This window comes from Cupriavidus sp. Agwp_2 (genome assembly GCF_040784895.1).
In the GTDB taxonomy this organism is placed as follows: domain Bacteria; phylum Pseudomonadota; class Gammaproteobacteria; order Burkholderiales; family Burkholderiaceae; genus Cupriavidus.
This window is the reverse complement of the sequence record NZ_CP088084.1, coordinates 1,068,456-1,090,511: the sequence shown is the minus strand read 5'-3', so window position 1 is coordinate 1,090,511 and position 22,056 is coordinate 1,068,456. Positions and strand designations below refer to the sequence as shown.

Sequence of the window (22,056 nt, the reverse complement as noted above, 5' to 3'; positions counted from 1 at the left end):
TTTTCCCCAAATGTTGATCGAACCGATTGCTGGAGACACCATGCAACAAGCATCCACCGACCAGGCCGTGTCCTTGCGGGAACACGCCTACCGCATCCGCCGCAACGCCTTGCTAATGGGCGAAGTCCAGGGCCAGGGCTATATCGGCCAGGCGCTCGATATCGCCGACGTGCTCGCCGTGGCTTACTTCGGCGCCATGCGCTACCGCCCCGAAGACCCCGAATGGGAAGGGCGCGACCGCTTCCTGCTGTCCAACGGCCACTACGCCATCGCGCTGTACGCGGCGCTGCTGGAAGCCGGCATCCTGCCCGCGGAAGAACTGGAGACCTATGGCAGCGACGACAGCCGCCTGCCGATGTCGGGCATGGCCAGCTACACGCCCGGCATGGAGATGTCAGGCGGCTCGCTGGGGCAGGGCCTGACCATTGCGGTGGGCCGTTGCCTGGGCCTCAAGCGCAAGGGCTCCGGCAACTTCGTCTACACGCTGTTCTCCGACGGCGAGCTGGACGAGGGCGCGATCTGGGAGGGCATCCTGTCCGCCGCGCACTGGAAGCTGGACAACCTGATCGCGATTGTCGACGTCAACAACCAGCAGGCAGACGGGCCCTCCACGCAGATCATGGCGTTCGAGCCGCTGGTGCCCAAGCTGGAAGCGTTCGGCTGGTTCACGCAGCGCGTCGATGGCAACGACATCGACGCCGTGGCTGCCGCCTTCCGTGCGGCGCGCGAGCACAGCGGCGCGCAGCCGCGCATGATCATCTGCGATACGCGCATGGGGTGCGGCGTGCCGTTCCTCGAACAACGCGAGAAGAACCACTTTATCCGCGTGGATGCCCATGAATGGCAACTCGCACTGCAGGCCCTGGAAGCCGGGAGACAAGCATGAGCAATACCATCGCTACCACCAACGCCACTACCAACGCCAAGCCGAAGCTGAAGACCTCGGCGATGATCGCCTCCATTGCCGGCGAAGGGCAGGCCACCCGGTCCGCCCCCTTCGGCCACGCGCTGGTGGAACTGGGCCGCCAGAAGCAGAACGTGATCGGCATGACCGCCGACCTGGGCAAGTACACCGACCTGCATATCTTTGCGCAGGCGTTCCCCGAGCGCTATTACCAGATGGGCATGGCCGAGCAGTTGCTGATGGGCGCTGCCGCCGGCCTTGCGCACGAGGGCGCGCAGCCCTTCGTCACCACCTACGCGGTGTTCGCCACCCGGCGCGCCTATGACTTCATGCACCAGACCATTGCCGAGGACAACCTCGACGTAAAGATCGTCTGCGCGCTGCCCGGGCTGACCACCGGCTACGGCCCCAGCCACCAGGCGGCGGAAGACCTGGCGCTGATGCGGGCCATGCCCAACATGACCGTGATCGACCCGTGCGACGCGATCGATATCGAGCAGATGGTGCCGGCCATTGCCGCGCACAACGGCCCGGTGTACGCGCGCCTGCTGCGCGGCAACGTGCCGGTGGTGCTGGACGAGTACGACTACAAGTTCGAGCTGGGCAAGGCCAGGCTGCTGCGCGACGGCGCCGAGGTGCTGGTGATCTCGTCCGGCATCATGACCATGCGCGCGCTGGAGGTGGCCAAGGCGCTGGAGAAGGACCGTATCGGCGTGGCGGTGCTGCACGTACCGACCATCAAGCCGCTCGATACCGAGACCATCCTGCGCGAAGCCAGGCGGCAAGGGCGCCTGGTGGTGGTGGCCGAGAACCACACCGTGATCGGCGGCCTGGGCGAGGCCGTGGCGGCCACGCTGATGCAGGCGGGCACCGTGGTGCCGTTCCGGCAGGTCGGGCTACCCGACGCCTTCCTCGATGCCGGCGCGCTGCCCACGCTGCACGACCGCTATGGCATCTCGGCGGGCGTGATGGCGCAATCGATCCGCAACTGGATCGCCTGACGGCCGTCTTGCCCATCACCAATGTCATTCCCGCGTTCGCGGGAATGACAGCAGGGCTCAGATCCCCGCTAGCGCGTGACGCAGCAGCAGCGCCGACAGCACGAACATCGTCACGCCGATCAGCCCGTCCAGCACCCGCCAGGCCCACGGCCGCGCAAACCACGGCGCCAGCCAGCGCGCCCCGAATCCCAGCAGCCCGAACCAGAACAGGCTGGCCGAACTCGCGCCCGCCACGAACCAGCCCCGCAGCGCCGCCGGCTGCTGCGCGCCGATGCTGCCGACCAGCAGCACCGTGTCGAGGTAGACATGGGGATTGAGCAGCGTGAACGCCGCCGCCTGCGCCAGCGCGGCACCGCGGCCCAGGCGGTCCTGTCCGGCCGCCGCCCGCAGCTGGTGCGACTGGCGCGCGCGCTTCAGTGCCCGCCATCCGTATAGCGCCAGGAACGCTGCGCCGGCCAGCGCCAGTGCGCGCGCCAGGCCGGGGCTCTGGCCCAGCGCCCCGGCCATGCCCATGACCCCTCCCGCAATCAGCAAGGCGTCAGCAACGGCGCAGAACAGCACCACGCTGCCGACATGCTCGCGGCGCAGGCCCTGGCGCAGCACGAACGCGTTCTGCGCGCCGATGGCGACGATCAGGCCGAGGCCCAGGGCCATGCCCTGTAGTGAAACCTGTACCGAGACCGACAAAGGAAGGTAAGGGGTGGCGAATGGCGTCATCATGGGCGCAGCTTGCCTGCACGCGCCGATGAAGACAAACTATCTTTCCTTTATTCAGTTTAGAAAAACTTAAGCCATGCTGGACTACTCGGCACTCTCCGCGCTGGCCGCCGTGGTGCGCGAAGGCAGTTTCGAGCGCGCTGCCCGCGCGCTTCATGTCACGCCATCCGCCATTTCCCAGCGCATCCGGCTGCTGGAAGAGCGGCTGGGCTGTGCGCTGGTGGTGCGCGACCAGCCTTGCCGCGCCACGGAGGCGGGCCGCAAGTTGTGCCAGCACGTCGACCGGGTGCGGTTGCTCGAGCAGGATTTGCAGGGAGCGTTGCCGGCACTGGCGCCGGAAGGCATTGCGCGCGTCGTGCTGCCGGTCGCGGTGAATGCCGACAGCCTCGCGACCTGGGCCGCGCCGGCCATTGCGGCCTTCGCGGCGGCCAGCCCCGTGCTGATGGAAGTGGCCGTGGACGACCAGGACCACACCACCGAGTGGCTGCGCAGCGGCGCCGTGCTGGCGGCCGTGACCGCGACGGCGCGCCCGGCGGCAGGCTGCAACAGCCAGCCGCTGGGGGCCATGCGCTACCTGGCGGCCGCCAGCCCGGCCTTCGTGCGGCAGCACTTTGCCGGCGGCGTGGGTGCCGGCACGCTGGCCAAGGCCCCCAGCCTGGTGTTCAACACCAAGGACGAACTGCAGGTGCGCTGGGCGCGGCGGCAGTGCCATCGGCACGTGGAACTGCCCCGGCACACGCTGCCTTCGTCGCAGGCCTTCGTGACCGCGGCGCTGGCGGGCATGGGCTGGGGCCTGCATCCGCAGTCGCTGATTGCGCAGCACCTCGACGACGGCTCGCTGGTCGAGCTGGTGCCGGGTACGCCGCTGAACGTGCCGCTGCACTGGCAATACGCGCGCGCCGCGTCCGGATTGCTCGACGGCCTGAGCCGCAAGGTGCTGGCCGCCGGCCGCGCCGCGTTGCTGCCCCCCTGACTTGCCAGCGGCAACTCACCGGCTTGCCGTCGTCAGTCGTGCAGGTGCTCGTCGACGAAGCGCCGGAACAGCGCCATGCTCGGTGCCTCGGTCCGGCCCGCCAGCGTGAAGAACGCATACCTGGGACCATCGTCGACCGCCGGCGTGGTCACCAGCTCGCACAGCTTGCCCTCGGCGATTTCCGTCCGCACCGCCGCGACGATGCTGAACAGGATCGCGTCCGAGACCAGCACGGCCTCGACCAGGCTGCGCACGTTCTCGCAGCGCAGGCTCAGGCAATGCTCCGGGTCGGCGCGCGGGCCAAAGCGCTTGACCAGCCCGCGCGCGACTTCCGGGCTCAGCGGTGCCGACGCCAGCGGATAGCGCATGACATCGTCGAAGGTCACGGCGTCGCCGGCGGCGGCCTGCTGCAGCAGGGGATGCCCGGCGCGGCAGATGAAGCGGCCCTGCAGCTGCGCCAGCAATTCATGGCGCAGGTCGGTGGCGGGCGCCACGCTGGTGACCTCGACGATGACCGCGTCCAGCGTGCGCTGGCGCAGCTGGATCATCAGCGCATCGGAAGTGCCGAGCGACACCGCCACCTGGATGCCGGGGTGGTGCATGGCCATGTGCCGGAGAAAAGGCGTCATCAGCACCGCGCCGGGGCCCGCGCCCAGCCCGACGCGGATGGCGCCGAGGTGATGGCGGTGGAACAGTTCGACGCTGCGATGCAGCTCGGCCTCCTCGAACAGCATGCGCCGGGCCCGTTCCGCGATCAGCTCGCCCAGCGGGGTCAGCACATTGCGCCGGCCATGGCGGTCGATGAGCTTGCCGCCAAGCTCGTCCTCCAGCGCCTGGATGCTGCGGCTCAGCGCCGACTGGGTCAGGTGCAGGCGCTGTGCCGCGCGGCTGAACGATTCCACGTCCGCAACCATGAGCAGGTGCCGCAGGTGTTTGAGGTGCATCGATGCCTTGTGAATGAGTTTTATGAATAAATTCTAGACGAGTAATGCATTGGACACATAGCAGGCTGGCCGATACGATCCGTCGCACAACACCCACACAAAGCGACGCAAGGCGCCCAGGAGACTGCCATGACCCCAATCCGATTCCAGAACATTGCCCGCCGGCTGCTGCGCGGCGCGGTGGCCGGCCTGCTGTGCGTAGGCCTGGCGCCGGCCTACGCCTACCCCGACCGGCCGGTCACGCTGCTGGTGCCGTTTCCGGCGGGCGGGCTGTCGGATGTGGTGGCCCGCAACCTCAATGCGCCGCTCGCCCGGCAGTTCGGCCAGCCGGTCATCGTCGAGAACCTCGGCGGCGCCGGCGGCGCGATCGCCGCGCAGAAGGTACTGCATGCGCCGGCCGACGGGCACCTGCTGTTCCAGGCCGGTCCGGGCGAGCTGATCACGACGCCGCTGGCCAACGCCGCCATCAAGTACAAGAGCGAGGACTTCCGGCTGGTCCACATGGTCGGCGCGGTCGACCTGGCCATCCTGGTGCGCAAGGACCTGCCGGTGAAGGATGTCGATGAACTCGCCGCCTATGCCGCGCAGGCGGCCCGGGCGGGCAAGCCGCTGACGTACGCCAGCGTCGGCGTCGGTTCGCTCTATCACCTGCTGGGGGCACACCTGTCGCAGACCATCGGCGCACCGATGACGCACGTGCCCTACAAGGGCGGCGCGCCCGTGATCCAGGACCTGGTGGGCGGCATCGTCGATATCTTTATCTCGCCGTTCGGCAAGCCCGATATCGAGCGCATGCGCACCGGCCAGGTCAGGATGCTGGCGGTGCTGTCGCCGAACCGGCTCGACGCGGTCAAGTCCGTGCCGAGCGTCAATGAAAGCAGGGCGCTGCGCGGCTTCAACTACTCGACGTGGGCCGGCGTGTTCGTGAAGAAGGACACCGCCGAGCCAGTCGTGCAGGCGCTGCACAAGGCGCTGGCGCAGACGCTGGCCGAGCCGGCGGTGCGCGCCAGCCTGGATGCCGCGAACCTGCCCGCATCCCGTCCGGCATCGCTGGCGGACAGCCAGAAGGCGTACCAGCAGAGCATCGACCAGTACCGCGGCATTGCCCGTGCCATCGGCCTGCAGCCGCAATGAAGGAAGCCATGCATCCCATCCTGGCAGCGCTGCGGGACAGCGCCGAAGCCTTCGTTGCCATCCGCCGCGATCTCCATCGCCATCCGGAACTTGGCTTCGAGGAACACCGCACCAGCGACATCGTGGCCCGCCTGCTCGCCGAATGGGGCTACGAGGTGGAGCGCGGGCTCGGCACCACCGGCGTCGTTGGCCGGCTGCGGCGCGGCAACGGCGGGCGCAGTCTCGGCATCCGCGCCGACATGGACGCGCTGCCGATGGCGGAAGCCACCGGGCTGCCCTATGCCAGTTGCCATCCCGGCGTGATGCACGCCTGCGGGCATGACGGGCATACCGCCATGCTGCTTTGCGCAGCCAGGCATCTCGCGCGGCATGGCAACTTCAGCGGCACGCTGAACCTGATCTTCCAGCCGGCGGAGGAGGGGTTGGGCGGCGCAAAGCGGATGATGGAAGCGGGGTTGTTCGACAAGTACCCGTGCGATGCCATCTTCGCCATGCACAACGTCCCGGGCACGGCGCCGGGCCGGTTGCTGCTGCGCCAGGGCGCGGCGCAGGCTTCGGCGGATAACGTGACCATCACGCTCGCCGGCATCGGCGGCCACGCGGCGTTCCCGCACAACGCGGCCGATCCGGTCGTGGCCGGTGCTTCGATCGTGATGGCGTTGCAGACCATCGTGGCGCGCAATGTCGATCCGCTGCAAGCGGCGGTGATCACGGTGGGCGCGTTCCAGGCGGGCACCGTCTCCAACATCATTCCCGCGCAGGCGGTGCTCCGGCTGAGCGTGCGCGCGCTGGACCGCCGCGTCCGCGAACAGCTCGAACAGCGCATCCGCGAACTGGTGGCCGCGCAGGCGCAAAGCTACGGCGTGACGGCCCAGGTCGACTACGAGCGCGGCTATCCGGTGTTGGTGAACACGCCGGCGGAAACGGCGCTTGCCGGCCAGGTTGCGCTGGAGCTGCTGGGGCCCGGCCACGTCGACCGCCAGGCGCCGCCGATCGCGGCGAGCGAGGACTTCGCCTTCATGCTGGACGCGGTGCCCGGCTGCTACCTGTGGATCGGCAATGGCGAAGGGGCCGAGGGTGGCTGCATGGTGCATAACCCCGGCTACGACTTCAACGACGGCAACATCCCGGTGGGCGCGGCGTACTGGGCGCTGCTCTGCGAGCGCTTCCTGGTGGACCAGCCATGGCCGGCGCATGTGACGAACGCGGCCGCCCGGACACCTGCCTAGGCCGGCCTGCCGCTCTGCTGCACCAGCCATTGCCGGAAGGTGCGCGCGACCGACGTCTCCACCCGGTCCCGATGCCACAGCGCGTAATAGCCGCCACCGAGTGTGGCGCTGGCCTCGCAGGCGCGTACCAGCCGGCCGTCCTTCAGGCAGCCGTCGATCATGTGGCGCCAGCCCAGCACGATGCCGTGGCCTTCGATCGCGAGCTGCACCAGGATCGGGTAGGCGTTCGACACCACGGTGTTCTGCACGCGTGCCTTGCCCAGCCCGTTCTGCGCCAGCCACGCCGGCCACGACATCCACTGGCGCTGCGCGTCTTCCAGCACCAGCAGCGTCTCGCCCGGCAGGTCGGCCACCGCCAGCCGCCGGCCGCGCAGGTAGCCGGGCGCGCAGACCGGCACCACTTCCTCGTCGTAGAGCCGCTGCGCGGCCAGTCCTTGCGGCGGGCCTTCGCGCAGGTAGTACAGCGCGACGTCGAAGCTGGTGTCGACCAGTGACGCGAGCCCGTCGCTGACGAACAGCCGCACCTGTACGTCGGGATGCTCGGCGCGGAATTGCGCCAGCCGCGGCGCGATCCACAGCGTGGACACGCCCGACGACGCCGCCACCGTCAGCTCGGTGCTGCCCTTGCGCCGCATCACGCTTTCGGTCGCTTCGGCGCAGTCGACCAGCAGGCGCTGGATCTGCTCGGCGTATTGCTGGCCGCTGACCGTCAGGCTCAGCGCGCGCGGCCCGCGCTCGAACAGTTTCTTGCCGAGGAAGCGTTCCAGCTGCGCCACCTGCCGGCTGATCGCGCTCTGCGTCAGGTGCAGTTCCGCGGCCGCGCGGGTGAAGTTGCCGTGCCGCATGGCCGCCTCGAAGGCGACCAGGCAGGGAAGGGGAGGAAGGGGGGAGATGCGCATGGGACGGCCGGACGTCGGGGAACCAGCCGCCCATCTTAAGGGAAAGCCAGCCGAAGGCTTACCCCTGCCGCGCGTGGATGCGCCCGGCCTGCATGACCAGAGAGATATGCTCGCCCTGGCCGCACAGCAGGCTGATGTCCTGCAGCGGGTCGCCGTCGACCACCAGCAGGTCGGCCAGCGCGCCGGCCTTGACCGTGCCAAGCTCGTCCTCGCGCTGCAGCACCGCGGCGGCAATCGAGGTGGCCGAGCGGATGGTCTCCAGCGCGCCGAGCAGTTCGGCGCGGATGCGGAACTCGTCGGACTGGTAGTGGTGCATCTCGCCCAGCAGGTCGGAGCCGAAGGCCATCGGCACGCCGGCCTCGGCGTAGATCGCCAGCGAGTTGCGGCCGGCCTCGCGCACGGTCTCGATCTTGGCGACCGATTCCGGCGGCAGGCCCAGGCGCGCGCCGTCGCGGGCCAGCGCATCGTAGGTGACCAGCGTCGGCACCACGAAGGCGCCGTGCTCGCGCATCACGCGCGCCGCCGCGGCATCGACCAGGTTGCCGTGCTCGATGGTGCGCACGCCGCAGCGGATCGCCCGCGTGATGGCGCGGCCGGTGTAGGCGTGTGCCATCACGTAGGTCTGCGCGGCTTCGGCCTCGGCCACGATCGCGCGGATCTCGTCCTCGCTGTACTGGGTGTTGCCGATCGGGTCGGTCGGCGAGGCCACGCCGCCGGAGGCCATGATCTTGATCTGCGTGGCGCCCTTCTGGATTTCTTCGCGCACGGCCAGGCGCACCGCGTCGACGCCGTCGGCAACGCGCGCGATGGCGCCGGCACGGAAGGCGCACGAGCAGGGCTCGAGCACGTCGGCGCGCGGGCGGAAGTCGCCATGCCCGCCGGTCTGCGACAACGCCTTGCCGGACGGGAAGATGCGCGGCCCGGGGATCAGCCCGGTGGCCACTGCCTGCGACAGGCCCCAGTCGGCGCCGCCGGCATCGCGCACGGTGGTGAAGCCGCGCTCCAGCATCGACTTCATGATCGGCATGGCGCGGAAGGCCACCAGCACGTTGGGCTGCACCGCGTTCACGCCGAGGTTGGCCAGCGCGGCCAGCACGTGCACGTGGCAGTCGATCAGGCCAGGCATCACGGTCTTGCCGGCGACATCGATCTGCCGCGCGTGCGGCGCCACGATGCCTTGCGCGGAGACTTCGACGATGCGCTCGCCTTCGATCAGCACATCGGCGCGCGGCAGCGCGGTGCCGCGGGCGGGGTCCAGGACGTTGCCGCCCTTCAGCAGGATCTGGTTCATGGTCATTGCTTGCGGAGGTAGGCAGGTTCGCGCACCAGCAGCGTGCCGGCGAAGCTGATGGCGGCGGCGATCATCACGTAGAGCGCGGGCGCCATGGTGCTGCCGGTGGTGGCGATCAGCCAGGTGATGATGAAGGAGGCGAAGCCGCCGAAGATGGTGACCGCCAGGTTGTAGGCGACCGACAGGCCGGTCGACAGCACCTTGGCCGGGAACATCTCGGAGAAGGCCGCCAGGATCGGGCCGGTATAGCCAGCGATCAGCACGCCGAACACCAGCTGGAACACCAGCAGCGAGAACAGGCCCGGGACCTGGTTGATGTACACGTACATCGGCCAGGCCAGCACGAAGATCAGCGCGGCCGAGCCCGACAGCAGGATGCGGCGGCCGTAGCGGTCGGCCAGGCGGCCCACCAGCGGCGCGAATACCAGGATCGCCATGCCGCCGACCATGCCGGCCACGAAGCCCGACGACTGCGGCACCTTCAGCACCTTGACGGCATAGGTCGGCATGTAGAACAGCAGCACGTAGGTGCATACCGTCCACAGGATCACCATCGAGAAACTGGCGGCGGTCTGGCGCGGGTAGTCGCGCAGCACTTCCTTCAGCGGCGAATCGGTTTTGTCCTTGGTCTGCTGGAACGTGGGCGTCTCATCGAGGTGATGGCGGATGTAGTAGCCCACCGGGCCGATCAGCATGCCGATCAGGAAGGGCAGGCGCCAGCCCCAGCTGTTGAGCGCCTCGGGCGGCAGCGACGAGGTGACGAAGGTGCCGACCGCCGCGCCCAGCAGCACGGCCACGCCGATGCTGGCCTGGATCCAGCTGGAGTAATAGGCGCGCTCGCGTTCGGGCGCGTACTCGGTCAGGAAGGCGGTGGCGCCGCCCATCTCGCCGCCGGCGGAGAAGCCCTGCAGCAGGCGCGCGAGCACGATCAGCATCGGCGCGAACAGGCCCACCTGCTCATAGGTGGGCGCGATGCCGATCAGCGTGGTGCCCACCGCCATCAGCAGGATGGTCAGCGACAGCGCCGCCTTGCGGCCGACGCGGTCGGCATAGATGCCGATGATGATGCCGCCCACCGGCCGCATGAAGAAGCCGACGCCGAAGGTGGCGACGGCCAGCAGCAGCGACGACAGTTCGTCGCCGGTGGGGAAGAACAGCCGCGCGATGATGACCGCGAAGAAGCTGTAGACGGTGAAATCGAACCACTCGAGGCCGTTGCCGATGACGGTGGCAACGATGGCGCGGCGCCGCTGGCTGGCGCCGATCGGCGCGCTCAAGCGGTCAAGGGTTGGGTTGGCTTGCATGTCACTCCACTCCAGGCGACAGATCAGGGCTATGGGCTACGGAAGATGCCGGGCGCGTATGCCAAAGGCATCGGCAGGCATCGGTAGGCAAGCCGATGATAGGTGTCGGCCCGATGATGAAAAAAACGATATCTGCGCATGGAGGCATGCGCGTAGCGCATGGCGGGGCGGGCGAGGCGGGCGGTGGACCACGGCCAAGCCGCGCCGGGGCAAGGCTGGCGGGCAGCAGGCCGGAAAGCCTTATGCCACGCCGCTGGCAAGGGCGAAACAGGGCATATCAGGGTTTGCCCTGATGCCGGCGCAGGGCATGCGCGCCGCGCATGCCTCGGGCTCGGGCCGCCGGCGCTCAGCCGGGCTCGCGCCGCAACCCCCGCCGCAACGTCTCCACCAGCGCATGGCGCACCGCGCGGGCGCTGGCATCGCTCATGCCGAACAGGTACTGCGCCGACACCCCGCGCATGGCGCCGATGATTGCCACCGATTCGGCCAGCGGGTCGACATCGGCGCGGATATTGCCCGCTTCGATGCCGCGCCGGATATGCCCTTCCAGGATCGCCACCGATTCGCGGTTGAGCCGGTCCAGCGCGTCGGCCACCGCCCCGCGGGTGACCACGCTTTCCGACAGCAGCACGTGCAGCGCGCGCAGCGTGGTGTCGAGCGACGGGTGCCGGCCGACGTAGAAGCCGACGATCCCCAGCACGCTTTCCAGCCCGGGGGCCCAGTTGGCCACCTCCTGGCGCACATCGCGCACGTCCTTGCCGATCTGCTCGACCAGCGCCACCAGCAGTCCTTCCTTGTGGCCGTAGTGGTGCGCGGCAAGGCCGCGGCTGTAGCCGGCGCGTTCGCCCACCTCGCCCAGCGTCAGGCCGGCGATGCCTTTTTCGCACACCAGCGCCATGGCGCTGTCCATGATCCGGCGCGCGGCCTCGTCGCGCCGCTCCTTCTGCGTGCGGCGCCGGGCGGGGGCCGGCGCGGCCCCGACTTCGGTCGTCATCTGTGTTTCTCCGTGGGAATCCGCCGTGGACACGCCGATGGTAACGCAGTGATGCGGGCATAACCCCGCCGCGGCGCCTCGGGATTTCACTTACTTGTTTATCAACAAGCAAGTTATAAGCTTCTCCGGCGGGCATGCCCGACCCACGGACAGACCGGCCCGTCGCGACAAGAAGACCACCAGGAGACAGCTGTGACCGTAAGCGTTTCAAGCAGGAAAGCCTGTGCCGTGGCGATGACGGCATGCGCGCTCGGGTGGCTCGCCACCCCGGCGCTGGCGAACCCGGCCGAGGCCGCCGACTACCCGAAGAAGCCGATCCACATGGTGGTGCCGTCGACCGCCGGGGCCGGCGCCGACATCCTGGCCCGGCTGCTCGCCGACAGGCTCGGCAAGACGCTGGGCCAGCCGGTGGTGGTGGAGAACAAGCCCGGCGCCAGCAGCGTGATCGGCACCACGGCGGTGGCGCGCGCCCAGCCGGACGGCTACACCATCCTGTTCACCTGGACCGCGCTGATCCAGTCGTCGGTGCAGAAGACGAAGCCGCCATATGACGTCTTTACCGACCTCGCGCCGGTCGCGGAAGTGGCCCGCTCCAGCTTCGTGCTGATCGGCGCCGCGTCGGCCCAGACCGGCAGCGCGAAGGATTTCATCGCGACGGCGAAGCAGCGGCCGGGCCAGTACAGCTATGGCTCGTACGGCAACGGCACCTCCTCGCACATCCTCGGCGAGCTGTTCAAGCAGAGCGCGGGCATCAGCATGGTCCACGTGCCGTACCGCGGTGGCGCGCCGCTGCTGTCGGACCTGCAGGCGGGCCATATCCCGGTGGCGTTCCTCGATTTCGCCAGCGCGCGCGCCAATGCCGGCAACGAGCGCATGAAGATGCTGGCCATCACCAGCAGCGAGCGGTCGCCGTACTTCAAGTCCACGCCGACCTTCGGCGAACTCGGCATCCGCGGGCTCGACCTCGAAGGCTGGTTCGGCGTGCTCGCGCCGGGCAAGACCGACCCGGCCATCGTGCAGAAGCTGTCGGCGGCCGTGGCCAAGTCGTTGCGCGACCCGGACGTGTCCCGGCGCATGGAAGAGCTGGGCGTGACCGTGGTCGGCAACAGCCCCGACGAGTTCGCCGCCAAGCTGCGCCGCGACGAAGAGAAGTGGCGCACCGTCATTACCAACGCCGCTATCCGTGCCGACTGAGGCGCCGACCGATCCGGAACCATGACGATGATCCACGCTTCGCCTTCCTTCTTCTCGCTTGCGCTGGCGGCACTGCGCCGCTATCCCGAACGCATCGCGTTCCAGTGGGCCGGCGGCCGGCTGACATACCGGCAGGCCACCAGCCTGATCGGCTGCTACCAGGCTGTGCTGGCGCGGCATGGCATCGGCGCCGGCACCCGCGTGGCCCTGCTCAGCGCCAACCGTGCCGACAGCTGGTGCGCTGGCATGGCAGTGCAGGGCCTGGGCGCTGCCGCCAGCTGGCTGCACCCGATGGGCTCGCTCGACGCGCATTGCTTCCAGGTCGAGGATGCCGACGTTGCGGCGGTCATCGTCGATGCCGCCAGTTATGGCCACCGCGCCGGCGAGATCGCGGCGCGCCTGCCGGGCAGCCGCATCCTGACGCTGGGCGCCGCCGATGCCGGCACCGACCTGGCGGCGCTGGCAGAGGCGGCCGGTGCTGCCGAACCGGTCGACCATTCGTCGGCCAGCGCCATGGCCACGCTGTCCTATACCGGCGGCACCACCGGCCGGCCCAAGGGCGTGATGAAATCGGGCGGCGCCAACGGCCATGTCGCGCTGCAGATGCTGGCCCATTTCGACATGCCGCCGGCGCCGCGCTTCCTGGCGGTGGCGCCCATCACCCACGTCACCGGCACCAATGTCGTGCCGACGCTGCTGCGCGGCGGCACGGTCCACCTGATGGCGCGCTTCGACCCGGACGAGATGGCCGCCACCATCGCGCGCGAACGCATCAACGCGACCATGATGGTGCCGACCATGGTCTATGGGCTGCTCGACCATCCGCGCTTCGATGCCTTCGACCTGTCTGCGCTGGAAACGCTGCTGTACGCTGGCGCGCCCATTTCGCGCCAGCGGCTGATCGAAGGCATCGAGCGCATCGGCCCGGTGTTCTGCCAGCTGTATGGCCAGTCGGAATGCTCGCCCATGACCGCGCTGCGCAAGGAAGACCACGACCTGTCGCGGCCGGCGCTGATGGACGCCTGCGGCTTTCCGCTGGCAGGCTGCGAAGTGCGCCTGCTCGACGACGACGACCGCGAGGTGGCACCGGGCCAGCATGGCGAGATCTGCGTGCGCAGCCCCGCCGCGATGAGCGGCTACTGGCGCCAGCCGGAACTGACGGAGCAGGCCTTTGCCGGCGGCTGGCTCCATACCGGCGACGTTGCCGTGGCCGATGACTGCGGGCGGCTGGTTATCGTCGACCGCAAGAAGGACATGATCGTCAGCGGCGGCTTCAACGTCTATCCGCGCGAGGTCGAGGACGCGCTGGCCACGCACCCCGCGGTCAGCATGGGCGCGGTGATCGGCGTGCCGGATGCCAAATGGGGCGAGGCCGTGACCGCCTACGTGGTGCTGCGCGACGGCAAGTCGGTGTCGGCGGAAGAACTGATCCACCACGTCAAGGCGCTCAAGGGCAGCGTCAATACGCCCAAGCGCGTGGAGATCGTCATGGCCCTGCCGCTGACCGCGCTGGGCAAGCTCGACAAGAAGGCGCTGCGCGCGCGCCACTGGAGCGGCCAGGGCCGCAACGTTGCCTGATCCCGAAAATGTCTTCCTACTGCACCGATATGAACGCCATCCCTGCTCCCGGCCAGCGCCTGCCGCAATCGATCACCCGCCGCCTGTCGCTGCCGCTGATCGCCGCGCCGATGTTCCGCGTCTCAGGTCCGGACCTCGTGCTGGCCGCGTGCCGTGCCGGCGTGATCGGCTCGTTCCCCACGGCGAACTGCCGCTCGACCGGGGAACTCGACGCGTGGATGACGCGCTTCGGCGCGGAGCTCACGCCCGACGACGCGCCGGTCTGCCCCAACCTGATCATGCGCCGCGAGGCATTGCAGCAGGAACTGGACTGCCTGCTGCGGCACCGGGTCGAAATGGTCATCACCAGCGTGGGCGCGCCGGATGCGGTAGTCGGTCCGCTGCACGAGATCGGCTGCCTGGTGCTGGCCGATGTCGCTTCGGTGCGGCATGCGCGCAAGGCCGTGGCGGCAGGCGCCGACGGCCTGATCCTGCTGACCGCCGGCGCGGGCGGTCAGACCGGGTGGGCCAATGGCTTTGCCTTCGTGCGCGCCGTGCGGCAGTTCTTCGACGGGCCGGTGGTGCTGGCGGGCGGCATCTCCGACGGCGTGGGCCTGTTGTCGGCACAGGTGCTAGGCTGCGACCTCGCCTACATGGGCACCCGGTTCATCGCCACGCGCGAGAGCATGGCCGTCGACGGGTACAAGGACATGCTGGTCAGCAGCGAGCTGGACGACGTGATGCTGTCGCGTGCCTTCACCGGGCTGGAAACCAACACGCTGCGTCCGTCGATCGTCGCCAGCGGCCTCGATCCGGCCAACCTGCCCACCGACATGACCCGGGAGCGCGCCGATGCGCTGTACGGAAGCCAGGGGTCCGCCGGCATCAAACGCTGGCGCGATATCTGGAGCGCGGGGCACTCGGTGTCGGGTGTCGCGCAGGTGGAGTCGGTGGGGGAACTGGTGGCACGCACGCGGCAGGAATTCGACGGAGCGCGCGCGGCGGCGTACCGGGCGCTGGCGCCGGTGGCTTGCGCGTGACGCGCCTGGCGCGATCCGCCGCACTACATCACGCGCCCGAACCACCACAGCGACAGCAGCCCCGCCATCGTCGCCAGCAGCGCGCCCAGCGCGGTGAAGAACGCGGTGACTTCCACCTGGTCGCGCTTGTCGAACGCCAGCTTGGCGTGGAGCGCGCGGTACACCTTCTTCAGCTGGGCCGTATCTTCCAGCCGGAAGTACTCGGCGCCGGTCGCGTCGGCGACCTGCTTCAGCACCCTCTCGTCCAGCCTGACGCGGGACGACATGCCGTCGACCGACAGCACCACGCCTTCGGGCGTGCCGACGCCCACGGTATAGACGCGCACGCCGTGGGTGGCGGCGAGTTGCGCGGCCTGCAGCGCGCCCGGGCCGGCGTTGCTTTCGCCGTCGGAGAACACGACGATCGCGCCCGCGCCGTATGAGCCGGGCGCAACGGCATCCGCGTCGCTGTCGCTGGAAGAGGAGGAGCCGCTGCCCGAGACCGCCGGTTTCTTCGGCTGCGGAGTGTCGTCGTTCATCAGGCGTTCGGCGTCGTTGGTGGCCTCCGGCAGCAGCGCGGTCAGCGCGATCAGCAGGCCATTGCCCAGCGCCGTGCCGCCCTGCGGCTTCAGGCGTTCGATGGCGGCAGCAACGTCGTCCTTGCTGCGGCTGGGGGCCTGCGCCACGGCGGCGGTGCCTGCCATCGCCACCACGCCGACGCTGACGCTGGAGGGCTGGTCGGCAAGCAAGACCCTGGCGGCCTGCTGCGCGGCGCGGATGCGGCTGGGCTTGATGTCCTGCGCGCGCATGCTGCCGGACAGGTCGATGACCAGCACCACCGTCTTGATGCGCGAGGGCAGCGTCAGCACGGCCTGGGGCCGCGCGATGGCGATGATCAGCGCGGTCAGCGCCAGCAGCGCGAGGACGGGGGACACGTGGCGGCGCCAGCCTGCGCCGCCGCGGATGGCCACGCCGACGGTCTTCAGCGCGGGGTAGTGCACGGTCGCGCGCCGGCGGCGCGCATCCAGCCACAGGTAGCCGCCCGCCAGCACCAGCACGGTCGCGAGCCCCCACAGCATGCTCGGCCACAGGAAGCTGAAGACAGGCAGCCGGCTTATCGCATCGGTCATGCTGCACCCCTGGCGGTTCCCTGCCGGTGACGCCGCTGGCGCGTGAAGTGCAGCAGCGCCAGGTCCAGCCGGGCGTAGGTCGACAACGTCAGGCACTGCACGCCGGCGCGCGCGAAGGCCTGGTGCAGCTCGGCCTCGCGCGCTTCGGCCGCGGCGGCGAAGCGCTTGCGGAAGGCCGGGTCATGCGTGTCGACGAAGATCTGCTCGGCGGTCTCGGCATCCTGCAGCACGACCAGGCCCAGGTCGGGCAGGGCCAGTTCGAGCGGATCGACCAGCCGCACCGCGACCACTTCATGGCGCCGCGCCAGCATGCCGAGCGATGCCTGCCAGCCGGTCGCGCTGATGAAGTCGGACACGACGAACACGACCGAGCGGCGCCTGGCGACCGAGCGTGCCTGCTCCAGCAGGTCGCGCAGCCGGGTTTCGCCCGGGCACGCCGCCGGCGTGGCATGCATGCGGTCGAGCACGTGCAGCAGCTGGCGCCGGCCCGAGCGCGCGGGGATGACAGGCGCAGCGGACGCAGCGGACGCAGCCTTGTCGGTGGCGCCGCCATAGAGCACCGCGCCAACGCGGTTGCCATAGCGCGTCAGCAGCAGCGCCATCACGGTGGTGAAATCGGTGAGCAGGTCGCGCTTGCGCACCGCGCCCGACCCGAACTCGACCGACCCGCTCAGGTCCAGCACGAACCACGCGGAGACGTCGCGGTCTTCCTGGAACTCGCGCACGTGCGGGGTCTGCAGCCGCGCGGTCACGTTCCAGTCGATATGGCGCACGTCGTCGCCGGGGCGGTATTCGCGCAGGTCGGCCAGGTCGAGCCCGAAGCCGCGGAACAGCGTGCGGTAGTCGCCCTGCAGCAGGCCGTCGAGCCGGCGCACCACTGTCCATTCCAGCCGGCGCAGCAGCGCCTCGGTCTGCTTCGACCCGACCGCGGCCACCGCTGCGTTGGCTGCAGCGGTGGCCGCCGCTTTTGCAGATGCGGCAGCAGGCGCCGGGGCGTCCGCCCCGCGCCGGAACCTAGCGCTCAGCCGCCCGAACATGGGATTCCAGCGGCCGCTCGGGGAGCGGCTGCGCCTGCAGGATGCGGCCGATGAGCTGGTCGGCGGTCACGCCGTCGGACATGGCTTCGTATGACAGCGCCAGGCGGTGGCGCAACACGTCCGGCACCAGGTCGGCCACGTCTTCCGGCAGCGCATAGTCCCGGGCGCGCAGGAAGGCCAGCGCGCGCGCGCCCTCGATCAGGCCGATGGTGGCGCGCGGGCTGGCCCCGAAGGCAATGTAGCGGTCCATGTCTTCCACGCCGTAGCTGCCGGGCTTGCGGGTAGCCGCGACCACGCGCACCGCGTACTGGATCAGCGCGGGATCGACATAGACCTTGCGGCACGTCTCCTGCAACGAGGCCAGGTGCTCGGGCGTGGCGATCGCGCCCACGTTGATGCGCGGGCCGGTGACGCGGTTGACGATCACGACCTCTTCTTCCTCGCTCGGGTAGCCCACCAGCACCTTCATCATGAAGCGGTCGACCTGCGCCTCGGGCAGGGGGTAGGTGCCTTCGGTCTCGATCGGGTTTTGCGTGGCCATGACCAGGAACGGCGAGGGCACGCGGTGGGTCTCGCCGGCGATGGTGACCTGCTTTTCCTGCATGACTTCGAGCAGGGCGCTCTGCACCTTGGCCGGCGCGCGGTTGATCTCGTCGGCCAGCAGCAGGTTGGCGAAGACCGGGCCACGCACGGTGGAGAATTCGCCGGTGCCCTGGTTATACATGCGGGTGCCGACCAGGTCGGCGGGCAGCAGGTCGGGCGTGAACTGGATGCGCTTGAACGTGCCGCTCATGGTCCGCGCCAGCGTGTTGACCGTCAGCGTCTTGGCCAGCCCCGGCACGCCTTCGACCAGCAGGTGACCGCCGGCAAGCATCGCCACCAGCACCCGTTCGAGAAAGTGGTCTTGCCCGACGACCACGCGCTTCACCTCGTACAGCAGGCGTTCCATCAAGTCGGCGCTGTCCGCAGCACCCCTGGCTTGGTCGTTCATAGGCCCTCACGTTTCAGAAAGGAGAAGATCCGATGGCAACGCCGGCGTTTTCGATGGTGACGGCAAAGCCGATGCCAAGGAAAGTGCCGCTCTGGTTAGGGTTGAGGATGGCGGTGACGATGCCAACCACTTCGCCGTCCATGTTCACCAGCGGCCCGCCCGAGTTGCCCGGGTTGGCCGCGGCGTCAAACTGGATGAGCTTGTCCAGGCTCTGCTTGTGGTCAGGCGAGACGAACTGGCGGTCGAGCCCTGACACCACGCCGGCCGACACCGACGGGCCGATGCCGAACGGAAAGCCCACCGCGACGACTTCGCTGCCGGGCGCCAGCTCGCGGCTGGAGCCGAGTGTCGCCGCCGGCAAGTCGTCGGGAATGGATTTGGGCCGGAGCACGGCGAGGTCTTTCTCGGGGATGGCCTGCACCACTGTGGCTTCGGACATGTGGCCGTCGTGGAACCTGACCTCCAGCCGCTTGGCATCGGCGACGACGTGGTAGCTGGTCAGCACCATGCCGCTTTCAGTCACGACCACGCCCGAGCCGATGTGGCGCGCTTCGCGCTTGCCGCCGGCCGGATCCTTGCCGTCGGGCGGGTCGCGCTTGGCAAGCTCATCCTGCGGCGCGGGCTGGGCGGGCGGTGTCGATTTGCGCCGTGTGGCAGGGGGATCACGCTTGGCCTTCGGCGCCGACGCGGCTTCCACGGGTTGTTCCGCCGGCGTATAGCTGCGGATCTCCACCACCGATTCGCGCACCGCCTCGGCCGCCCTGGCCGTGCGCGACGGCAGGCTCTTGGTCTGCAGCGTGTGCAGCACCGCCGCGTCGATGTCTGCCTGCTTGAGCACGCGGGGTGGTGGCTGCGACCGCCAGGCGATGGCCGCGCCCGCCGCAATGACCACGACGACCGCCGTCGAGACCAGCCCGTAGATCGTCACCCGTTTCATCGCAGCCCCCCAGGTCCCGTCCCGCCTTGGAAAATACAGTACCATCCTCTTAACCACGCGCCAAGGAGCAGGGCATGCAGTTTCTCTGGCCGCAGATGCTCTGGTTGCTGCTGGCGCTCCCGGTGCTGGCAGCGGCCTACCTGTACCTGCTCGCGCGGCGCAAGAAATCCGCCCTGCTGTATGCCAGCCTTGCGCTGCCCCGCGCCGCGCTGGGCCCGCGCCAACGCCTGCGGCGTCACATCCCGCCCCTGCTGTTCCTGATCGCGCTGGGCGCGGCTTTGCTGGCCTGCGCGCGGCCCACCGCCACCGTTACCCTGCCGTCCGACACCATCACGCTGGTGCTGGCCATGGACACCTCGCGCAGCATGGAGGCCACCGATGTGCCGCCCACGCGCATCAGCGCCGCGCAGCAGGCCGCGCGTGACCTGATCGTGGGACTTCCGGCCAGCGTGCGGCTCGGCATCGTGTCCTTCGCCGCCACCGCGACCGTGGTGCTGCCGCCGACCAGCAATCGCCAGGACATGCTCGACGCGCTCGATCGCTTCCAGCTGCAGCGCGGCACCGCCACCGGCAGCGGGCTGATCCAGGCGCTGGCGGTGCTGTTCCCCGACGACGGCATCGATCTTGAGGCGATTCTCTTCAACGACGCCGCGAACCCGTTCGGCCGCAGTTCGCCGTCGCTGGACGAGGCCGCCGCCGCGGAGGCCGCGCGCAAGCGCGACCAGAAGCGCCAGCCAGTGCAGCCGGGCACATACCGGCACGGCGCGGTCATCCTGCTCAGCGACGGCCGGCGCACCACCGGCCCGGACCCGATCGACGCCGCGCGCATGGCGGCCGAGCGCGGCGTGCGCGTCTATACCGTCGGCTTCGGTTCGCCGCAGGGTGCCAGCATGCCGGAGTCGAGCCTGTCCTACTTCATGCAGCTCGACGAACCCGCCCTGCGCGCGGTCGCGACGCTGACGGGCGGCGAATACTTCCAGGCGGGATCGGCCGCCGACCTGACCAAGGTGTATCGCCAGCTCAGCGCCCGCTTCGCGCTGGAGCGCCGGGAAACCGAGGTGAGTGCGTTGTTGTCCGCGGCAGCCGTGCTGCTGCTGGTGCTGGCATCGGGGCTGTCGCTGCTGTGGTTCCGGCGTTGACAGGGCCCCGGCGTTAAGAGGAGCCAGCGAGGGCAGGTCGCGTCACGTGGCGCGACATGCGGCACGACACTTGGCGCGTCACGTACCGGTCACTTCGTAGCGTTTCGTATCACAGGCGATTCGCCCTGCGCGTCGGCGCGGCACGCAGGGACAGTACAATGCCGGACGCTTGATTTACCGGACCTGCCTTTTCCGCCACCCCGACCGCTTCGCCCATGTCTAATCTCATCGTCCACGGTGGCACGCCCCTGCGCGGCCGCATCATCCCCTCCGCCAACAAGAATGCCGTGCTGCCGGTGCTTTGCGCCACGCTGCTGACCGACCAGCCGCTGCGCCTGCACGGCGTGCCGGACATCACGGATGTCCGCAAGATCCTCGATATTTTCCGCATGCTGGGCAGCGATGTCCGGCTCGATGAAGCCACCGGCACGCTCGACCTGCACCACCGCGACACCACTTTCGACGCCACCTCGCACCGGCTGCCGGAAGAAATGCGCTCGTCGATCATGCTGGTGCCGCCGCTGCTGGCCCGCTTCGGCGTGGCGCGGCTGGAAGACAACGTCAAGGGCTGCACGCTGGGCGTGCGCGAGATCGACCCGCACGTCGACATCTTCCGCTCGTTCGGCGGCGAGGTGGAGCGCGCCAGCGGCTCGCTGCTGGTGCGCAGCGGCGGCCCGCTCAAGCCCACGCACCACTGGCTCGACTATGCCTCGGTGACCACCACCGAGAACTTCGTGCTGTGCGCGGCCGCCGCCGAAGGCGAATCGACGCTGACCAATGCCGCGTCCGAGCCGCATGTGCAGGAGTTCTGCCGCTTCATGCAGATGATGGGCGCCGATATCGACGGCATCGGCACCTCGCGCCTGACCGTGCGCGGCGGCGGCCGGCTGCGCGGCGGCGAATTCACCTTCGAGGAAGATTTCCACGAGATCACCACCTTCCTCGCGCTGGGCGCGATCACCGGTGGCGACGTGGTGGTGCGCAACAGCACGCCGGGCAATTTCCCGCTGATCGACCGCACCTTCGCCAAGTTCGGCGTGCAGGTGGTGCATGAGGACGGCTGGTCGCGCGCGCTGCTGCAGGGGCCGCTGAAGGTGCAGACGCCGTTCACCAGCAACGTGCTGACCAAGGTCGAGGCCGCGCCGTGGCCGTATTTCCCGGTCGACCTGCTGCCGATCTTTATCGCGCTGGGCGTGCGTGCGCAGGGCAACGCGATGTTCTGGAACAAGATCTACGACGGCGCGCTGGGCTGGACCGGCGAGCTGTCGAAGTTCGGCGCGCATGTGTTCCAGTCTGACCCGCACCGGCTGATCACCTTCGGCGGCAATCCGCTGACGCCCGCCGTGGTGGAAAGCCCGTACATCATCCGCGTCGCGATTGCGCTGTTCATGGTCGCGGCCAGCATCGAAGGCCGCTCGGAGATCCGCAACGCCACGCCGATCCGGCGCGCGCATCCGCGCTTTGTCGAGAACCTGCGCAGCCTCGGCGTCCATGTCGAGTGGACCAGCGAGGAATAATTACAACCCTGCCCGTGGCGCGAGGGCGGCCTGCACCTCGATGACCAGCAGGCTGCCCCTCAAGGCCCGCGCCGCCCCACTGGTTGTAGCGCTCGAAGGCACCTGCCAGGCATGGCGGACGCGGCGCGACAGCGTCGCCACGCCA

20 protein-coding genes are annotated in these 22,056 nt (G+C 69.3%); 10 read left to right on the top strand and 10 right to left on the bottom strand.

The genetic code is table 11. The annotated features are described in order from the left end of the window. The first annotated feature begins 40 nt into the window (after nucleotides 1-40). Nucleotides 41-886: a transketolase gene (locus LPA45_RS22725; protein WP_116319754.1), complete on the top strand. Its 846-nt coding sequence runs from the start codon at nucleotides 41-43 to the stop codon at nucleotides 884-886. Next, nucleotides 883-1,905: a transketolase family protein gene (locus tag LPA45_RS22720; RefSeq protein ID WP_317921346.1), complete on the top strand. Its 1,023-nt coding sequence runs from the start codon at nucleotides 883-885 to the stop codon at nucleotides 1,903-1,905. The genes LPA45_RS22725 and LPA45_RS22720 overlap by 4 nt, the downstream gene beginning before the upstream one ends. Before the next feature lie 57 nt (nucleotides 1,906-1,962). On the opposite strand, the gene LPA45_RS22715 is transcribed toward LPA45_RS22720, so the two are convergent. Then, on the bottom strand, nucleotides 1,963-2,625 hold the full coding sequence (locus LPA45_RS22715; RefSeq protein WP_317921344.1) for a LysE/ArgO family amino acid transporter: 663 nt from the start codon (nucleotides 2,623-2,625) through the stop codon (nucleotides 1,963-1,965). A gap of 73 nt (nucleotides 2,626-2,698) precedes the next feature. Between LPA45_RS22715 and LPA45_RS22710 the strand changes: the two genes are divergently transcribed. Beyond that, nucleotides 2,699-3,595: a LysR family transcriptional regulator ArgP gene (locus LPA45_RS22710; protein ID WP_317921342.1), complete on the top strand. Its 897-nt coding sequence runs from the start codon at nucleotides 2,699-2,701 to the stop codon at nucleotides 3,593-3,595. Between the two features lie 32 nt (nucleotides 3,596-3,627). Here LPA45_RS22710 and LPA45_RS22705 read toward each other — a convergent pair whose 3' ends face one another. Next, on the bottom strand, nucleotides 3,628-4,539 hold the full coding sequence (locus LPA45_RS22705) for a LysR family transcriptional regulator (RefSeq protein WP_317921340.1): 912 nt from the start codon (nucleotides 4,537-4,539) through the stop codon (nucleotides 3,628-3,630). A 129-nt stretch (nucleotides 4,540-4,668) separates the two neighbouring features. On the opposite strand from LPA45_RS22705, the gene LPA45_RS22700 reads away from it, so the two are divergent. Then, complete coding sequence (locus LPA45_RS22700) at nucleotides 4,669-5,673, top strand: tripartite tricarboxylate transporter substrate binding protein (protein ID WP_317921339.1); 1,005 nt, start codon at nucleotides 4,669-4,671, stop codon at nucleotides 5,671-5,673. Between the two features lie 8 nt (nucleotides 5,674-5,681). Continuing rightward, entirely contained in the window at nucleotides 5,682-6,902 is a 1,221-nt protein-coding gene (locus tag LPA45_RS22695; protein ID WP_317921338.1) for a M20 aminoacylase family protein, read from the top strand. Here the strand turns inward: LPA45_RS22695 and LPA45_RS22690 are convergent. The 4 genes from LPA45_RS22690 to LPA45_RS22675 form a co-directional block, all read right to left on the bottom strand. Next, nucleotides 6,899-7,801 carry a LysR substrate-binding domain-containing protein gene (locus LPA45_RS22690; RefSeq protein WP_116319748.1) on the bottom strand — a complete coding sequence of 301 codons (903 nt, stop codon included), beginning with the start codon at nucleotides 7,799-7,801 and terminating at the stop codon, nucleotides 6,899-6,901. The two genes, LPA45_RS22695 and LPA45_RS22690, sit on opposite strands and share 4 nt — an antisense overlap. Nucleotides 7,802-7,859: 58 nt before the next feature. Next, nucleotides 7,860-9,092 (bottom strand): amidohydrolase family protein, encoded by a 1,233-nt coding sequence (locus LPA45_RS22685; protein ID WP_317921336.1) that lies wholly within the window; start codon nucleotides 9,090-9,092, stop codon nucleotides 7,860-7,862. A gap of 2 nt (nucleotides 9,093-9,094) precedes the next feature. After that, nucleotides 9,095-10,396, bottom strand: a complete 1,302-nt coding sequence (locus LPA45_RS22680) for an MFS transporter (protein ID WP_317921335.1) — start codon at nucleotides 10,394-10,396, stop codon at nucleotides 9,095-9,097. Nucleotides 10,397-10,742: 346 nt separating this feature from the next. Beyond that, nucleotides 10,743-11,390: a TetR/AcrR family transcriptional regulator gene (locus LPA45_RS22675; protein WP_317921334.1), complete on the bottom strand. Its 648-nt coding sequence runs from the start codon at nucleotides 11,388-11,390 to the stop codon at nucleotides 10,743-10,745. A gap of 234 nt (nucleotides 11,391-11,624) precedes the next feature. Between LPA45_RS22675 and LPA45_RS22670 the strand changes: the two genes are divergently transcribed. From LPA45_RS22670 to LPA45_RS22660, 3 genes are read left to right on the top strand one after another with little or no spacing between them, the layout of a single operon-like run. Continuing rightward, entirely contained in the window at nucleotides 11,625-12,584 is a 960-nt protein-coding gene (locus LPA45_RS22670; protein WP_317921401.1) for a tripartite tricarboxylate transporter substrate binding protein, read from the top strand. Between the two features lie 21 nt (nucleotides 12,585-12,605). Then, nucleotides 12,606-14,162 (top strand): AMP-binding protein, encoded by a 1,557-nt coding sequence (locus LPA45_RS22665; RefSeq protein WP_317921332.1) that lies wholly within the window; start codon nucleotides 12,606-12,608, stop codon nucleotides 14,160-14,162. Between the two features lie 29 nt (nucleotides 14,163-14,191). After that, nucleotides 14,192-15,181 carry a nitronate monooxygenase gene (locus LPA45_RS22660; protein WP_317921331.1) on the top strand — a complete coding sequence of 330 codons (990 nt, stop codon included), beginning with the start codon at nucleotides 14,192-14,194 and terminating at the stop codon, nucleotides 15,179-15,181. A 23-nt stretch (nucleotides 15,182-15,204) separates the two neighbouring features. Here LPA45_RS22660 and LPA45_RS22655 read toward each other — a convergent pair whose 3' ends face one another. Genes LPA45_RS22655 through LPA45_RS22640 form a run of 4 tightly spaced genes read right to left on the bottom strand, consistent with a single transcriptional unit; the run spans nucleotide 15,205 to nucleotide 19,255 of the window. Next, a complete protein-coding gene (locus LPA45_RS22655; protein WP_317921330.1) occupies nucleotides 15,205-16,290 on the bottom strand; it encodes a VWA domain-containing protein in 1,086 nt (361 codons plus the stop codon). Then, complete coding sequence (locus LPA45_RS22650) at nucleotides 16,287-17,327, bottom strand: DUF58 domain-containing protein (protein ID WP_317921329.1); 1,041 nt, start codon at nucleotides 17,325-17,327, stop codon at nucleotides 16,287-16,289. The genes LPA45_RS22655 and LPA45_RS22650 overlap by 4 nt, the downstream gene beginning before the upstream one ends. Beyond that, a complete protein-coding gene (locus LPA45_RS22645; protein WP_317921328.1) occupies nucleotides 17,305-18,318 on the bottom strand; it encodes a MoxR family ATPase in 1,014 nt (337 codons plus the stop codon). The genes LPA45_RS22650 and LPA45_RS22645 overlap by 23 nt, the downstream gene beginning before the upstream one ends. Nucleotides 18,319-18,331: 13 nt before the next feature. After that, a complete protein-coding gene (locus LPA45_RS22640; protein WP_317921327.1) occupies nucleotides 18,332-19,255 on the bottom strand; it encodes a S1C family serine protease in 924 nt (307 codons plus the stop codon). A gap of 74 nt (nucleotides 19,256-19,329) precedes the next feature. On the opposite strand from LPA45_RS22640, the gene LPA45_RS22635 reads away from it, so the two are divergent. Further along, on the top strand, nucleotides 19,330-20,394 hold the full coding sequence (locus LPA45_RS22635) for a VWA domain-containing protein (protein ID WP_116319740.1): 1,065 nt from the start codon (nucleotides 19,330-19,332) through the stop codon (nucleotides 20,392-20,394). A 215-nt stretch (nucleotides 20,395-20,609) separates the two neighbouring features. Next, nucleotides 20,610-21,911, top strand: a complete 1,302-nt coding sequence (locus LPA45_RS22630) for a UDP-N-acetylglucosamine 1-carboxyvinyltransferase (RefSeq protein WP_116319739.1) — start codon at nucleotides 20,610-20,612, stop codon at nucleotides 21,909-21,911. Nucleotides 21,912-22,056 lie beyond the last annotated feature (145 nt).

Bases quoted from the DNA above. Each gene is read 5' to 3' on its own strand.
- LPA45_RS22660 (WP_317921331.1), top strand. From the start codon at position 14,192: ATGAACGCCATCCCTGCTCCCGGCCAGCGCCTGCCGCAATCGATCACC.
- LPA45_RS22725 (WP_116319754.1), top strand. From the start codon at position 41: ATGCAACAAGCATCCACCGACCAGGCCGTGTCCTTGCGGGAACACGCC.
- LPA45_RS22670 (WP_317921401.1), top strand. From the start codon at position 11,625: ATGACGGCATGCGCGCTCGGGTGGCTCGCCACCCCGGCGCTGGCGAAC.
- LPA45_RS22650 (WP_317921329.1), bottom strand. From the start codon at position 17,327: ATGTTCGGGCGGCTGAGCGCTAGGTTCCGGCGCGGGGCGGACGCCCCG.
- LPA45_RS22715 (WP_317921344.1), bottom strand. From the start codon at position 2,625: ATGATGACGCCATTCGCCACCCCTTACCTTCCTTTGTCGGTCTCGGTA.
- LPA45_RS22635 (WP_116319740.1), top strand. From the start codon at position 19,330: ATGCAGTTTCTCTGGCCGCAGATGCTCTGGTTGCTGCTGGCGCTCCCG.
- LPA45_RS22700 (WP_317921339.1), top strand. From the start codon at position 4,669: ATGACCCCAATCCGATTCCAGAACATTGCCCGCCGGCTGCTGCGCGGC.
- LPA45_RS22685 (WP_317921336.1), bottom strand. From the start codon at position 9,092: ATGAACCAGATCCTGCTGAAGGGCGGCAACGTCCTGGACCCCGCCCGC.
- LPA45_RS22655 (WP_317921330.1), bottom strand. From the start codon at position 16,290: ATGACCGATGCGATAAGCCGGCTGCCTGTCTTCAGCTTCCTGTGGCCG.
- LPA45_RS22710 (WP_317921342.1), top strand. From the start codon at position 2,699: ATGCTGGACTACTCGGCACTCTCCGCGCTGGCCGCCGTGGTGCGCGAA.
- LPA45_RS22645 (WP_317921328.1), bottom strand. From the start codon at position 18,318: ATGAACGACCAAGCCAGGGGTGCTGCGGACAGCGCCGACTTGATGGAA.
- LPA45_RS22665 (WP_317921332.1), top strand. From the start codon at position 12,606: ATGACGATGATCCACGCTTCGCCTTCCTTCTTCTCGCTTGCGCTGGCG.
- LPA45_RS22675 (WP_317921334.1), bottom strand. From the start codon at position 11,390: ATGACGACCGAAGTCGGGGCCGCGCCGGCCCCCGCCCGGCGCCGCACG.
- LPA45_RS22680 (WP_317921335.1), bottom strand. From the start codon at position 10,396: ATGCAAGCCAACCCAACCCTTGACCGCTTGAGCGCGCCGATCGGCGCC.
- LPA45_RS22695 (WP_317921338.1), top strand. From the start codon at position 5,682: ATGCATCCCATCCTGGCAGCGCTGCGGGACAGCGCCGAAGCCTTCGTT.
- LPA45_RS22690 (WP_116319748.1), bottom strand. From the start codon at position 7,801: ATGCGCATCTCCCCCCTTCCTCCCCTTCCCTGCCTGGTCGCCTTCGAG.
- LPA45_RS22720 (WP_317921346.1), top strand. From the start codon at position 883: ATGAGCAATACCATCGCTACCACCAACGCCACTACCAACGCCAAGCCG.
- LPA45_RS22640 (WP_317921327.1), bottom strand. From the start codon at position 19,255: ATGAAACGGGTGACGATCTACGGGCTGGTCTCGACGGCGGTCGTCGTG.
- LPA45_RS22705 (WP_317921340.1), bottom strand. From the start codon at position 4,539: ATGCACCTCAAACACCTGCGGCACCTGCTCATGGTTGCGGACGTGGAA.
- LPA45_RS22630 (WP_116319739.1), top strand. From the start codon at position 20,610: ATGTCTAATCTCATCGTCCACGGTGGCACGCCCCTGCGCGGCCGCATC.